This window comes from Streptomyces sp. NPDC058674, assembly GCF_042716505.1.
Lineage (GTDB): Bacteria > Actinomycetota > Actinomycetes > Streptomycetales > Streptomycetaceae > Streptomyces.
Genome location: NZ_JBHXSC010000112.1, coordinates 1 through 12,703 on the forward strand (window position 1 = coordinate 1; position 12,703 = coordinate 12,703).

The 12,703-nt window shown below is 73.8% G+C and carries 11 protein-coding genes, 1 rRNA gene and 1 pseudogene; 2 read left to right on the plus strand and 11 right to left on the minus strand.

Translation table 11 applies throughout. The annotated features are described in order from the left end of the window. Window positions 1-112: 112 nt before the first annotated feature. From recN to ACFWU6_RS32710, 4 genes are all read right to left on the minus strand, one after another. On the minus strand, window positions 113-1,831 hold the full coding sequence (gene recN / locus ACFWU6_RS32695; RefSeq protein WP_383812465.1) for a DNA repair protein RecN: 1,719 nt from the start codon (window positions 1,829-1,831) through the stop codon (window positions 113-115). A 106-nt stretch (window positions 1,832-1,937) separates the two neighbouring features. Next, window positions 1,938-2,855, minus strand: coding sequence for an NAD kinase (locus ACFWU6_RS32700; RefSeq protein WP_383812461.1), 918 nt, complete (start codon window positions 2,853-2,855; stop codon window positions 1,938-1,940). After that, window positions 2,852-3,667, minus strand: coding sequence for a TlyA family RNA methyltransferase (locus ACFWU6_RS32705; RefSeq protein WP_383812459.1), 816 nt, complete (start codon window positions 3,665-3,667; stop codon window positions 2,852-2,854). Before ACFWU6_RS32705 ends, ACFWU6_RS32700 begins: the two co-directional genes overlap by 4 nt. A 7-nt stretch (window positions 3,668-3,674) precedes the next feature. Beyond that, window positions 3,675-3,941: a hypothetical protein gene (locus ACFWU6_RS32710; RefSeq protein WP_383812457.1), complete on the minus strand. Its 267-nt coding sequence runs from the start codon at window positions 3,939-3,941 to the stop codon at window positions 3,675-3,677. A gap of 64 nt (window positions 3,942-4,005) precedes the next feature. Here ACFWU6_RS32710 and ACFWU6_RS32715 point away from each other — a divergent pair, with 64 nt between their 5' ends. Continuing rightward, entirely contained in the window at window positions 4,006-4,353 is a 348-nt protein-coding gene (locus tag ACFWU6_RS32715; RefSeq protein ID WP_383812455.1) for an SCP2 sterol-binding domain-containing protein, read from the plus strand. 31 nt (window positions 4,354-4,384) lie between these two features. Here ACFWU6_RS32715 and ACFWU6_RS32720 read toward each other — a convergent pair whose 3' ends face one another. The 4 genes from ACFWU6_RS32720 to ACFWU6_RS32735 all read right to left on the minus strand — a co-directional run bounded on the left by ACFWU6_RS32720 (window position 4,385) and on the right by ACFWU6_RS32735 (window position 8,506). After that, the gene (locus tag ACFWU6_RS32720) at window positions 4,385-5,230 is read right to left on the minus strand and encodes an ABC transporter ATP-binding protein (protein WP_383812453.1); all 846 of its coding nucleotides are present in this window, start codon (window positions 5,228-5,230) and stop codon (window positions 4,385-4,387) included. Beyond that, a complete protein-coding gene (locus ACFWU6_RS32725) occupies window positions 5,227-6,324 on the minus strand; it encodes a FecCD family ABC transporter permease (RefSeq protein WP_383812451.1) in 1,098 nt (365 codons plus the stop codon). Before ACFWU6_RS32725 ends, ACFWU6_RS32720 begins: the two co-directional genes overlap by 4 nt. Continuing rightward, window positions 6,321-7,382: a FecCD family ABC transporter permease gene (locus ACFWU6_RS32730; RefSeq protein ID WP_383812449.1), complete on the minus strand. Its 1,062-nt coding sequence runs from the start codon at window positions 7,380-7,382 to the stop codon at window positions 6,321-6,323. Before ACFWU6_RS32730 ends, ACFWU6_RS32725 begins: the two co-directional genes overlap by 4 nt. A 62-nt stretch (window positions 7,383-7,444) precedes the next feature. Further along, the gene (locus ACFWU6_RS32735; protein WP_383984984.1) at window positions 7,445-8,506 is read right to left on the minus strand and encodes an HAD hydrolase-like protein; all 1,062 of its coding nucleotides are present in this window, start codon (window positions 8,504-8,506) and stop codon (window positions 7,445-7,447) included. Between the two features lie 85 nt (window positions 8,507-8,591). Between ACFWU6_RS32735 and ACFWU6_RS32740 the strand changes: the two genes are divergently transcribed. Continuing rightward, window positions 8,592-9,863, plus strand: coding sequence for a DUF1015 domain-containing protein (locus ACFWU6_RS32740; protein ID WP_383812445.1), 1,272 nt, complete (start codon window positions 8,592-8,594; stop codon window positions 9,861-9,863). Between the two features lie 72 nt (window positions 9,864-9,935). Here ACFWU6_RS32740 and ACFWU6_RS32745 read toward each other — a convergent pair whose 3' ends face one another. From ACFWU6_RS32745 to rrf, 3 genes and pseudogenes are all read right to left on the minus strand, one after another. Further along, window positions 9,936-10,832, minus strand: a complete 897-nt coding sequence (locus tag ACFWU6_RS32745; protein WP_383812463.1) for a hypothetical protein — start codon at window positions 10,830-10,832, stop codon at window positions 9,936-9,938. A 573-nt stretch (window positions 10,833-11,405) separates the two neighbouring features. Continuing rightward, a pseudogene (locus ACFWU6_RS32750) lies at window positions 11,406-12,386 on the minus strand (tetratricopeptide repeat protein); the annotation flags it as partial. Between the two features lie 225 nt (window positions 12,387-12,611). Next, a 5S ribosomal RNA gene (gene rrf / locus ACFWU6_RS32755) occupies window positions 12,612-12,703 on the minus strand; the annotation flags it as partial.

Below are 12,703 nucleotides of genomic sequence, written 5' to 3' on the forward strand. Positions count from 1 at the left end.
GCGGGTGTTGGGGGGGCCGCCTTAGGAGCTCATTCTCGGGGGCGCCCCTCCGCCTTGCGATGCACGGCGCCGGACACCGCGGGCCTGACCGGCGCTCCTTTGACGACAGGACCTAGGCGTCCGCGCGCGCCGCCGCGAGCAGTTCCTCGGCGTGCGCCCGCGCGGAGACCGAGTCCTCCTGGCCGGCCAGCATCCGCGACAGCTCGCGGATGCGGGCCTCGCCCTCCAGGACGGTGACGCCGCTGCGCGTCACGGAGCCGTCGTGGGTCTTCTCCACCAGCAGCTGCCGGTCCGCGAAGGCGGCCACCTGCGGGAGGTGGGTGACGACCACGACCTGGGCGGACTTGGCGAGCTTGGCCAGCCGCCGGCCCACCTCGACCGCGGCCTTGCCGCCGACGCCCGCGTCGACCTCGTCGAAGAGGTACGTGGGCACCGGGTCGGAGCCGGCGAAGACGACCTCCACGGCCAGCATCACCCGGGAGAGCTCGCCGCCCGAGGCGCCCTTGGCGATCGGCCGCGGCTGGGCCCCGGGGTGCGGGGCCAGCAGCAGCTCGACCTCGTCCGCGCCGGACGGGCCGTAGGCGACGGTCCGGCCGTCGACCTCCACGCCCTCGGGGTCCTCGGTCTGCCGGATGTCGATCGTCACCCGGGCGTGCGGCATCGCCAGCGAGGCCAGCTCCTCCGTCACGGCGGAGGCGAAGAGCGTGGCGGCCTCGACCCTGGCATCCGTCAACGCCTGTGCGAGCAGGGACAGTTCGGAGCGCAGTCCGTCCCGCTCGGCGGTCAGTTCCGCGATCCGCTCGTCGTCGCCGTCCAGCTCCAGCAGCCGCGCCGACCCCTGCTCGGCCCACTCCAGTACGGATTCCACCGGATCGCCGTACTTGCGCGTGAGCTGGGTCAGGGCCGCCCGCCGCTCCTCCACCGCGGCCAGCCGCAGCGGGTCGGCGTCCAGGTCGTCGGCGTAGCCGGCGAGCTCCCCGGCCACGTCGGCCAGCAGGATGCCCAGCTCCGCGATCCGCTCGGCGAGCGCGCCGAGCGCCGGGTCGTGCGAGCGTACGGACTCCAGGGCCCGGTGGGCGCCCGCGACGAGCGTGTTGGCGTCGACGGCCTCCGGGTCCTCGGGGTTCCCCGCGAGGGCCGCGTGCGCCACCTGGGCCGCGGAGGCCAGCGACTCGGCGTGCCCCAGCCGCTCCGCCTCGGCCGACAGCTCCGCGTCCTCGCCCGGCAGCGGCTCCACGGCCGCGATCTCCTCCAGCCCGAAGCGGAGCAGGTCCGCCTCCTGGGCGCGCTCGCGGGCCCGGGTGGTGAGGGTGTCCAGCTCGGCGGCGACGGCGCGCAGCCGCCGGTAGGCAGCCGCGTACTTCTCCAGGGGCACGGCGACGGCGTCCCCGGCGTACCGGTCGAGCGCCTGCCGCTGGCGGGCGGGCCGCAGCAGCCCCTGCTGGTCGGTCTGACCGTGCACGGCGACCAGGTCGTCCGCGAGCTCGGCGAGCAGTCCGACGGGCACGGAGCGACCGCCGACGTGGGCGCGCGAGCGGCCCTCCGCCGACACCGTCCGGCTGATCAGCAGGGCGCCGTCGTCCAACTCGGCGCCGGCCTCCTCGGCCCGCAGGGCCGCAGGGGCGTCCGGGCTCATGACGATGCGGCCCTCGACCACCGCCGCCTTGGCCCCGATCCGCACCAGGGCCGGGTCGGCGCGACCGCCGAGCAGCAGCCCGAGGCTGGTGACGACCATCGTCTTGCCCGCGCCGGTCTCGCCGGTCACCGCGGTGAATCCGGGCGACAGCTCGACCACCGCGTCGTCGATGACCCCGAGCGACCGTATCCGCATCTCCTCAAGCACGGGACGACGATACCGAGGTTTCACTGGTGCCATGTGACGTCACCCGCCCCGAGTTCTCCGAACGGACGTGCTATTAGCGGGGCGGCGGGAAGCCTCAGTGGGGTGCCCCGCGCCAACCCGACACCGGCAGCGCGAACTTCGCGACGAGCCGGTCCGTGAACGAGGCGTGGTGCAGCCGCGCCAGCCGGACGGGGACCGTGCCCCGGCGGACCTCCACGCGCGCCCCGGCCGGCAACTCCAGCATCCGCCGGCCGTCGCACCACAGCACCCCGTGCGGGGTCCCGTGCTGCACCTCGACCGCCAGCACCGAGTCCGGCGAGGTCACCAGCGGCTTCGCGAACAGCGCGTGCGCACTGATGGGCACCATCAGCAGCGCCTCCACCTCCGGCCAGACCACCGGCCCGCCCGCGGAGAAGGCGTACGCCGTCGAACCGGTCGGCGTGGCGCAGACGATCCCGTCACAGCCGAAGCCGGACACCGGCCGCCCGTCGATCTCCAGGACCACCTCCAGCATCCGCTCCGGGGACACCTTCTGGACCGCGGCCTCGTTCAGCGCCCAGTCCTGGTGGACCACGTCGCCGTTGGTGCGCACGGTCACATCGAGGGTCATCCGCTCCTCGACCTCGTACTCGCGCGACACCACCCGGTCCACGACCTTGTCCAGGTCGTCCCGCTCGGCCTCGGCGAGGAACCCCACCCGGCCGAGGTTGACGCCCAGCATCGGCACGCCGGAACCGCGTGCGAACTCCGCACCGCGCAGCAGCGTCCCGTCGCCGCCGAGCACGATCAGCAGCTCGCAGCCCGCCAGCATCTCGGGGGTGCACTCGGCCACCAGCTCCACCTCGGCCGGCAGCGGCAGGTCGACCGCCTCGTCGGTCAGGACCCGCACCCCCAGTCCGCTCCGCAGCAGACCCTGTACGACCAGCTCGGCGCTGCGGATGGCCGCCGGCCGCCCCGTGTGCGCGAGCAGGAAGACGGTCCGCCCCACCCCTGAAGCTGAAGAATCTGTCACTGCGGCCCCTCCGCCACTGCCCGGTCGACATCCGCCGGGTCGAGGGCCGGTGCCCCCGCCCGCAGCCACAGAAAGTACTCGACGTTGCCCGAGGGCCCGGGCAGCGGACTCGCGGTCACCCCGAGCACGCCCAGCCCCAGCTTCCCGGCCTGCGCCGCGACGTCCCGTACGGCCTCGGCGCGCAGCTCCGGGCTGCGCACCACACCTCCGCTGCCGAGGCGGTCCTTGCCGACCTCGAACTGCGGCTTGACCATCAGCACCAGGTCGGCGTCCGGTGCGGTGCACCGCACCAGGGCCGGGAGGACCAGGCCGATCGAGATGAAGGACAGGTCGCCGACGACGAGGTCCGCCGGGACGCCGTCGATCTGCTCGACCGTCAGCTCGCGCACGTTCGTGCGGTCCTTCACGGTGACCCGGTCGTCGCTCTGCAGCGACCAGGCGAGCTGCCCGTAGCCGACGTCGACGGCCACGACGCGGGCCACGCCCGCCCGCAGCAGCACGTCGGTGAACCCGCCGGTGGAGGCGCCCGCGTCCAGTGCCCGCCGGCCCTCCACCCGCAGCCCCCGGGGCCCGAAGACCGCCAGCGCCCCCGCGAGCTTGTGGCCGCCGCGGGAGACGTAGTCGGGGTCGCTGTCGTCCTTGCGGACCACGAGGGCCGCGCTGGTCTCGACCTGGGTGGCGGCCTTGGTGGCGGTGGCGCCGCCCACGGTCACCCGGCCGGCGGCGATCAACTGCGCGGCGTGCTCGCGCGAGCGGGCCATGCTGCGGCGTACCAGTTCGGCGTCCAGGCGGCGGCGTGCCACTCCTGCCACGTTCGGTTCAGCTCCTGTTTTCGTTCGGTCCGGGGACGGGCGGTGCGTCCAGCGCCGTCAGCGCCTCGCGCAGCCCCCTGTGCACATCCTCGTACACCGCGACGTGTCCGTCGGCGCCGAGGTGGTCCGCCTCCGCCAGCCGCGCCAGCTCCGCGTCCACCCCGGCGTGGCCGGTGGGGGTGCGTACGACGCCCAGGGCCGCGGGGCCGGGGGGCCCGGAGGGCTCCGCGGTGCCGGCGGCGGGGTCGGCGGCCTCGGCCGGTTCGTCGGTCATGCCACGACGCTACCCCGAAGCGCTCCGCGACCACGTACGGCTCTGCGGTACCGTCGTGATCACGATGGCTACGATCGAGGAGTGCCGAGCCGCACTCGACCAACTCTCCGGCAACCTGGCCCGAGCCGGGGGCGGCGTGCGCGGCGCGGCCGCGCTCGACCGCTCCCTGAGCTGCCACGTCACGGACCTGGACCGCACCTTCACCGGCCGCCTCGACGGCGGCCGGATCAGGGTGGACGCGGTCTCCCCGGGCCCGCCGGCCGCCAAGGCCGAGATCCGGCTGGCGATGACCGGCGACGACCTGGTCGCGCTGGTCGCCGGCGAGCTGGGGTTCGCCAAGGCCTGGGCCTCCGGCCGGATCAAACTGGAGGCCGGCATCCGCGACCTGCTCCGCCTCAAGAGCATGCTCTGACCGACGCCGACGCCGACGCCGACGTCGACCGTCAGACGGCCGACGCGGCCTTCGTCCGGGCCCCGCGCCCCGCCGGCACCACCAGCGGCGTCCCCGTCTGCGGGTCGTCGATGACCTGGCAGCGCAGTCCGAAGACCTCCTCCACCAGCTCCGCGGTGACCACCTCGCCCGGCGGGCCCTGCGCGACGACCTTCCCGGCGCGCAGGGCGATCAGGTGCGTGGCGTACCGGGCGGCGTGGTTGAGGTCGTGCAGGACGGCGACCAGCGTGCGCCCCTGGTTCTCGTGCAGTTCGGCGCACAGGTCCAGCACGTCGAGCTGGTGCTGGATGTCCAGGTAGGTCGTCGGCTCGTCGAGCAGCAGCAGCGGGGTCTGCTGGGCCAGCGCCATCGCGATCCACACGCGCTGGCGCTGCCCGCCCGACAACTCGTCCACCGCCCGGTCGGCGAGTTCGGCGACCCCGGTCGAGGCCATCGACTCGTTCACGATGCGCTCGTCCTCGGGCGACCACTGCCGCAGCAGCCCCTGGTGCGGGTACCGGCCGCGCGAGACCAGGTCGGCCACGGTGATCCCGTCCGGCGCGATCGAGGACTGCGGCAGCAGGCCGAGGGTCTTGGCGACCTTCTTCGCCGGCAGCGACCCGATGGCCTGACCGTCCAGCAGCACCCGGCCGGCGGACGGCCTCAGCATCCGCGACAGGGCGCGCAGGAGCGTCGACTTGCCGCAGGCGTTGGGGCCGACGATCACCGTGAAGGAGTGGTCGGGGATCTCCACCGACAGGTTCTCGGCGATGACCCGCTGGTCGTAGCCGAGGGTCACGTTCTCCGCGGTCAGCCGCTGCACTCGCCCACTCCTCTGGTTCCGGTACGTCGAAGTCATATGCGTCCCGCCCTGCGCTCCGTGACGAGCAGCCAGAGCAGGTAGACGCCGCCGACCAGCCCGGTCACCACGCCCACCGGCAGCTGGTCGGAGCCGAAGACCCGCTGCGAGGCCAGGTCGGAGCCCAGCAGCAGCACCGCGCCCATCAGCGCGGCCGTCAGCAGGTTCCCCCCGGGCGAGCGGGTGAGCCGCCGGACCAGCTGCGGGGCGGCCAGCGCCACGAAGCTGATCGGCCCGGCCGCCGCGCTCGCCGCCGTGGTGAGCAGGATCGCCGACAGCATCAGCAGCAGCCGCGTCCGCTCCACCCGTACGCCCAGGGCGTACGCGGCGTCGTCGCCCATCTCCATCAGCCGCAGGGCCCGGCCCTGGACGAGGACCAGGGGGAACAGCACCGCGCAGAGGCCGAGCAGCGGCCACACCTGCGCCCAGTCCCGGCCGGCCAGCGAACCGGTCAGCCAGACCATCGCCCGTCCCGCCTCGACCAGCTGGGCCTTGGTGATCAGGTACTGGATGACCGCCAGGAGCACGGCGGAGGCCCCGATGCCGACCAGCACCAGCCGGTAGCCGTGGACGCCCTTCTTGTACGCCAGCAGGTAGACGGCGACTCCGGCCAGCACACCGCCCGCCAGTGCCCCGGCGGCCACCTCCCCGGCGCTGCCCTTGAACAGGATGATGACGGCGAGCGCGCCGACGGCCGAGCCGTAGCCGAAGCCGAGCAGGTCGGGCGAGCCGAGCGGGTTGCGGGAGACGGACTGGAAGACGGCCCCGGACATCCCGAGCGCGGCGCCGACGAGCAGCGCGACCAGCACCCGGGGCATCCGCAGGTCGTTGACGATGAAGTCGTCGGCCGCGGTGCCGTCGCCCAGCACGGTCCGCAGGACGTCCCACGGCGCGATCGGGAAGTCGCCGGTGCCGATGAGCAGCACCGCCAGGGCGAAGGCCAGGACGGTGAGCGACGCACCGACGGCCACGGCCCGCCGCTCGACCCGCAGCGACAGCCCGCCCGGCAGGCGCAGCGGGCTGGGCCCGCCGGAGGACCGGCCCGGTCCCGCGGACCGTACGGCCCGGTCCGCCTCGGAGTTCGCGGTCGTCACAGCTGGGCCATCCTCTTGCGCCGGACCAGGTGGATGAAGACGGGGCCGCCGATGAGCGCGGTCACGATTCCGACCTGGAGCTCCGCGGGCCGGGTGACGACGCGGCCGACGACGTCGGCGCCGAGCAGCAGCACGGGCGACAGGACGGCCGAGTACGCGAGCACCCAGCGCATGTCCGGCCCGGTGAAGCTGCGTACGAGGTGCGGGATCATCAGCCCGATGAAGACGATGGGGCCGCAGGCGGCCGTCGCCGCCCCGCACAGCAGGGTGACGGCGGCCATCGCCGCGATCCGGGTCCGCGTCAGACGGGCGCCGAGCGCGCGGGCCGTGTCGTCGCCCAGGGCCATCGCGTTGAGCGGCCGGCCCAGCGTCAGCGCGAGCGCGGCTCCCGCCAGCAGGAAGGGGGCGACCTGGTGGACGGTGTCCATGGTGGCCGAGGCCAGCGAGCCGACCGTCCAGAAGCGCAGCTTGTCCAGGGCGTTGCTGTCCATCAGCTGCACGGCGTTGATGTAGCCGACGAGGGCCGCGCTGGCCGCGGTGCCCGCCAGCGCAAGGCGCACCGGCGTCGCACTGCGGCTGCCGCCGAGCACGTACACGACGACCGACACGACGGCGGCGCCGAGGAAGGCCCACCACACGAACTCGCCGAGGGAGCTCGCGCCGAAGAAGCTGATCGCGGAGACCACGGCGGCCGCGGCGCCCGCGTTGACGCCCAGGATGCCGGGCTCGGCCAGCGGGTTGCGGGTCAGCGCCTGCATCACCGCCCCGGAGAGCCCGAGTCCGAGCCCGACGAGCACGCCGAGGAGGGTGCGCGGGACGCGCAGGTCGCGCACCACCACGTCGGACGGCGTCCCCGCGTAGTGGAAGAGGCCGTGCCACACCTCGTCGAGGGGCATCTGCTTGGCGCCGACGGCGATGCTCACCAGCGCGGTCAGCGCCAGCACCGCGAGGGCGGCGAGCAGACCGGCGGCGCGCACGGCGTGGCGCGGGCGGGCCACGGCGGCGGGATGCCCGCTCGCCGTGGCCCGTTCGGATTCTGGGGGGCTCTCGACCAACACCCAAGTTAGGTTAGCCTACCCTCTACCCCGTACGGTTCATCCGTACGTCTCATGCGGGCGGCTCAGAGACCCAGCCTGGCCAGCGCGTTGCGCGCATCCAGCTCGCAGACGCCGTCCCCGGCCGCGGTCCAGGCCGCCGCGCACAGGGCCCGCAGTCCGTCGATCGGGTCCCCCTCCGGGGCGTCGGACCCTTCCGCCGACGGGGCCGGCCGCAGGTCCAGTTCACCGCCGTCGGCCGCGCAGACCCAGGCACCGCAGTGCCAGGCCGCGCCGTCCCGCGTCACCTCGGGCTGCCCCGTCAGCAGGCCGCGCAGGTCCCGGTCCACGTACGTCGGCCGGTGCCGGGGCTCGGCCCGCACCAGCTGCGCCGCGTCGGTCACCCCGGTCAGCACCAGCAGCGAGTCCACCTCACCGTTGAACGCGCCCTCGATGTCGGTGTCCAGCCGGTCCCCGACCACCAGCGGCCGCTCCGCCCCGGTCCGCAGCACGGTCTCGCGGTGCATCGGGGGCAGCGGCTTCCCGGCCACCTGCGGCTCCGCGCCCGTGGCGATCCGTACGACCTCCACCGCGGCCCCGTTGCCCGGGCCGATCCCGCGCGCTCCGGGAATCGTCAGGTCGGTGTTCGACGCGAACCACGGCACCCCGCGGTTGATCGCGTATGAGGCCTCCGCGAACCGCGCCCACTCCAGCCCCGGTCCCCCGTACCCCTGGACCACCGCCGCCAGGCCCTCCTCGTCGGCCGAGTCCACGGGCACCAGCCCGCGTTCGCGCAGGGCGACCCGCAGCCCCTCACCGCCGATCACCAGCACCTTCGCGCCGGCCTCCACCTGATCCGAGATCAGCCGGGCCACCGCCTGCGCCGAGGTGATCACCTCGTCCGCCTCGGTCGGGATGCCCAGCTCGCCGAGGTGCTCCGCGACGGCGTCCGGGGTCCGCAGCGCGTTGTTCGTCACGTACGCCAGGTGCATCCCGTCGGCCCGGGCCGCGGCGAGCGACTCCACGGCGTGGGCGATGGCCTCGCCGCCCGCGTACACCACACCGTCGAGATCGAGCAGGGCCGTGTCGTACGCCTGGTGCAGACTCCGCTCGCTCGCCGCGGGACTGGTCCTGCTCAGCCGGGTCATCCTGTCCGCTCCTCAAATATTCGATCATGTGACATTCAGTTACCCCCGATCATTCCGCATATCGAGACGCGTTTACCATGCACCAATGACCACACATGGCACCGCTGACCACGGGCTGCGTCTGATCCCGTTCCACGGCCTGCGCTACGTTCCGGAGCGGGTCGGCAGCCTGGCCGCCGTCACCTCGCCGCCGTACGACGTGGTCGTGCGCCCGGACGGAGTCGATCACCTCGAATCCGCCGATCCGCACAACATCGTGCGCCTGATCCTGCCGCAGGCCGACACCCCGGCCGCCCGCAACGAACAGGCCGCGCGCACCCTGCACGACTGGCTCGCCGAGGGCGTCCTCAGCGCCGACCCGGAGCCGGCGCTCTACGTGTACGAACAGCGCAGGGCGGGCCTGCTCCAGCGCGGAATCATCGGAGCCCTGGCCCTGTCCGCCGCCGACGCGGGCATCGTCCTCCCGCACGAGGACGTCATGCCGGACGTGGTCACCGACCGGGCCGGCCTGATGCGGGCCACCTCCGCGAACCTCGAACCGCTCCTGCTCACCTACCGGGGCGACGAGCCCGCCGCGGGCGCCGCGGCGGTCGTCGAACGGACGGCGGCCCGCGCGCCCCTCCTGTCGACCACCACCGAGGACGGCTTCCAGCACCGCCTGTGGGCGGTCACCGACCCGGACGAGCTGGCCGCCGTGACCGGCGACCTGAGCCGCCGGCAGGCCCTGATCGCCGACGGCCACCACCGCTGGGCGACCTACCTGCGCCTCCAGGAGGAGCACGGCTCCTCCACGCCGTGGGACTTCGGCCTGGTCCTCCTCGTGGACACCGCCCGCTACCCCCTCCAGGTCCGCGCCATCCACCGGATGCTGCGCCGCCTGCCGGTCGCGGACGCCCTCGCGGCGCTCGACGGCCACTTCCGGGTCCGTACGGTCGACGGGCCCCTCGCCCTGGCCCTGGAAGCCCTGACGGACGCCGCCGAGCGCGGCAACGCCTTCCTCCTGACCGGCGACGGCCGCTTCCACCTGGTGACCGACCCCGACCAGGCCCTCCTGGAGCGCACGGTCCGGCGCGACCGGCCGGAGGCGTGGCGCCGACTGGACGCCACCGTCCTGCACGCGACCCTCCTGGACGCCCTGTGGAACGTTCCGGACACCCCGGACCACATCACGTACATCCACGACACCCCGTCCACGGTGGCCATGGCCGAACGCCACAACGGCACCGCGGTCCTCATGCACCCGGTACGGGAGGACGTCGTCCGGGACCTGGCGCGCCAGGGCGTGACCATGCCCCGCAAGTCCACGTCGTTCGGCCCCAAGCCGGCCTCGGGCCTGGTCCTGCGCGGCCTGGCCTGACGCGTCCGCAGCCCCCGGACATGCCGAAGGGCGGTACCCCCGACCGGGGTACCGCCCTTCTCAGATCACGCCTCAGGCCTTGTCGCGGCCCGAGTCCCGCTCGTCCTCGTCCTCGACCACGACGATCTCGTCGGTGACGTCGAACGCGTCGTCGCCGCGGTCACCGGAGTCGGCCGCGGACGGCTCGCGCGGCTCGTACTCCTCGTCGTCCTCGTCGTAGTACTCGGCGCCGTCCCCGGCCCGCTCGGCGGCGGCGACCTCGGCGGGGTCCTGGTCGTCGTCCCCGTCGTCGTCCACGTCGTCGATGTCGTCGTCGATCTCGTCGTCGACGTCGTGGGCCGAGGCGTCGACGAACTCGACGCCGTCGATCTCGGCGAGACGGTCGGAGGCGTCCGTCGCCCCGTCCTTGTCCGCCTCGAGGGTCTTGCCGAACCACTCGCGCGCCTCGTCTTCACGACCGGCCGCCAGCAGGGCGTCGGCGTAGGCGTACCGCAGGCGCGCGGTCCAGGGCTGGACGGAGCTGGAGGCCAGCTCCGGGCTCTGCAGAGTGACGATCGCGGCTTCGAGCTGCCCCTGGTCGCGGCGGGCACCCGCGGCGACCAGACGCATCTCGACCTGGCCGGCCTTGTCCAGCTTCTGCACCTCGGGCTCGCCGGCCATGGCCAGCGCCCGCTCCGGACGGCCGAGGCCGCGCTCGCAGTCGGCCATGACGGGCCACAGCTCGACGGAGCCGGTCATGCGCTTGGCGGCGCGGAACTCCGCGAGCGCCTCGCTGTACTTCTGCGTGGCGTACGCGGCGAAGCCGGCGGCCTCGCGGACGGCGGCGACGCGGGAGGCCAGACGCAGGGCGATGCGCGCATACGCGTACGCCTGCTCCGGCTCGTCGTCGATCAGCCGCGCGACCATGACCAGGTTCTTGGAGACCTCCTCGGCCAGGCCCTTGGGCAGGCTCAGGAGCTCCTGGCGCACGTCGGCGTCGATCTCGAAGCCGGTGACGTCCTCGTCGATCGGGAGCCGCTTGACCGGGTCGCGGTCCGAGCGGAAGTCGCGGTCGCCGCCGCGGTCATCGCGACCACGGTAGCCGCCGCGGTCGTCGCGGCGGTCGTCGCGGAAACCTCCGCGGTCCCCGCGGTCGTCGCGACGCGGGTACGACGGGCGGTCGCCGCCACGGTCGTCGCGACCGCCGCGGAAGCCCCCGCGGTCGTCGTCGCGGCGCGGGTAGCTGGGACGGTCCCCGCCCCGGTCGTCACGGCGCGGGTAGGACGGACGGTCGCCACCGCGGTCGTCACGACGGAAACCGCCGCCACCACCAGAGGGACGGTCGCCACGGTCATCGCGACGCGGGAAGGACGGACGGTCCCCACCGCGGTCGTCACGACGGAAACCGCCGCCGGCGCCACCGCCCGAAGGACGCTCGCCACGGTCGTCGCGGCGCGGGTAGCTGGGACGGTCCCCGCCCCGGTCGTCACGGCGCGGGAAGGAGGGACGGTCCCCACCACGGTCGTCACGGCCACCGCGGAACCCACCGCGGTCGTCATCACGGCGCGGGTACGACGGACGGTCGCCACCGCGGTCGTCACGACGGAAACCGCCGCCACCACCAGAGGGACGGTCGCCGCGGTCATCACGGCGCGGGAAGGACGGACGGTCCCCGCCACGGTCGTCACGGCGGAAACCGCCGCCACCACCAGAGGGACGGTCGCCACGGTCATCGCGACGCGGGAAGGACGGACGGTCCCCACCACGGTCGTCACGGCCACCGCGGAACCCACCGCGGTCGTCATCACGACGGGGGTAGGACGGACGGTCGCCGCCGCCGGAGGGACGACCGCCGCGGTCGTCGTCACGGCGCGGGTACGACGGACGGTCGCCACCGCGGTCGTCACGACGGAAACCGCCGCCACCACCGGAAGGACGGTCGCCGCGGTCATCACGACGCGGGTACGACGGACGGTCCCCACCGCGGTCGTCACGACGGAAACCGCCGCCGGCGCCACCGCTGGAGGGACGACCGCCACGGTCGTCGTCACGACGCGGGTACGACGGACGGTCCCCACCGCGGTCGTCACGGCGCGGGAAGGACGGACGGTCGCCACCACGGTCGTCACGACGGAAACCGCCGCCACCACCCGAGGGACGGTCACCACGGTCATCACGACGCGGGTAGCTGGGACGGTCCCCGCCCCGGTCGTCGCGACGCGGGAAGGACGGACGGTCCCCACCGCGGTCGTCACGACGGAAACCGCCGCCGGCGCCACCGCTGGAGGGACGACCGCCACGGTCGTCGTCACGACGCGGGAAGGACGGACGGTCGCCACCGCGGTCGTCACGACGGAAACCGCCGCCACCACCGGAGGGACGGTCGCCACCGCGGTCGTCACGACGGAAACCGCCGCCACCACCGGAGGGACGGTCGCCACCGCGGTCATCGCGACGGAAACCGCCACCAGCGCCGGCCGGGCGACCACCACGGTCACCACGGTCGTCACGACGGAACGGAGGACGGTCGCCACCACGGTCGTCACGGCCCCCGCGGTAGCCGCCCCTGTCACCGCCGTCGTTGCGCCGAGGCTCGCGCTCCGGACGATCGTCGGGAGAGTTGGACATGGGTGTGACTCCTGTCTTCGGGGTACCGCTAGTCATTCTCGCGCAACCAACCCATGGCCGCGCTTCGGCGTAAAGATGTGTAAACAAAAAAAGACCCTTGGTCCAGCGTTGAACGCTGGACCAAGGGTCCTTTGAAAGATTGTTCGGCGGCGTCCTACTCTCCCACAGGGTCCCCCCTGCAGTACCATCGGCGCTGAAAGGCTTAGCTTCCGGGTTCGGAATGTAACCGGGCG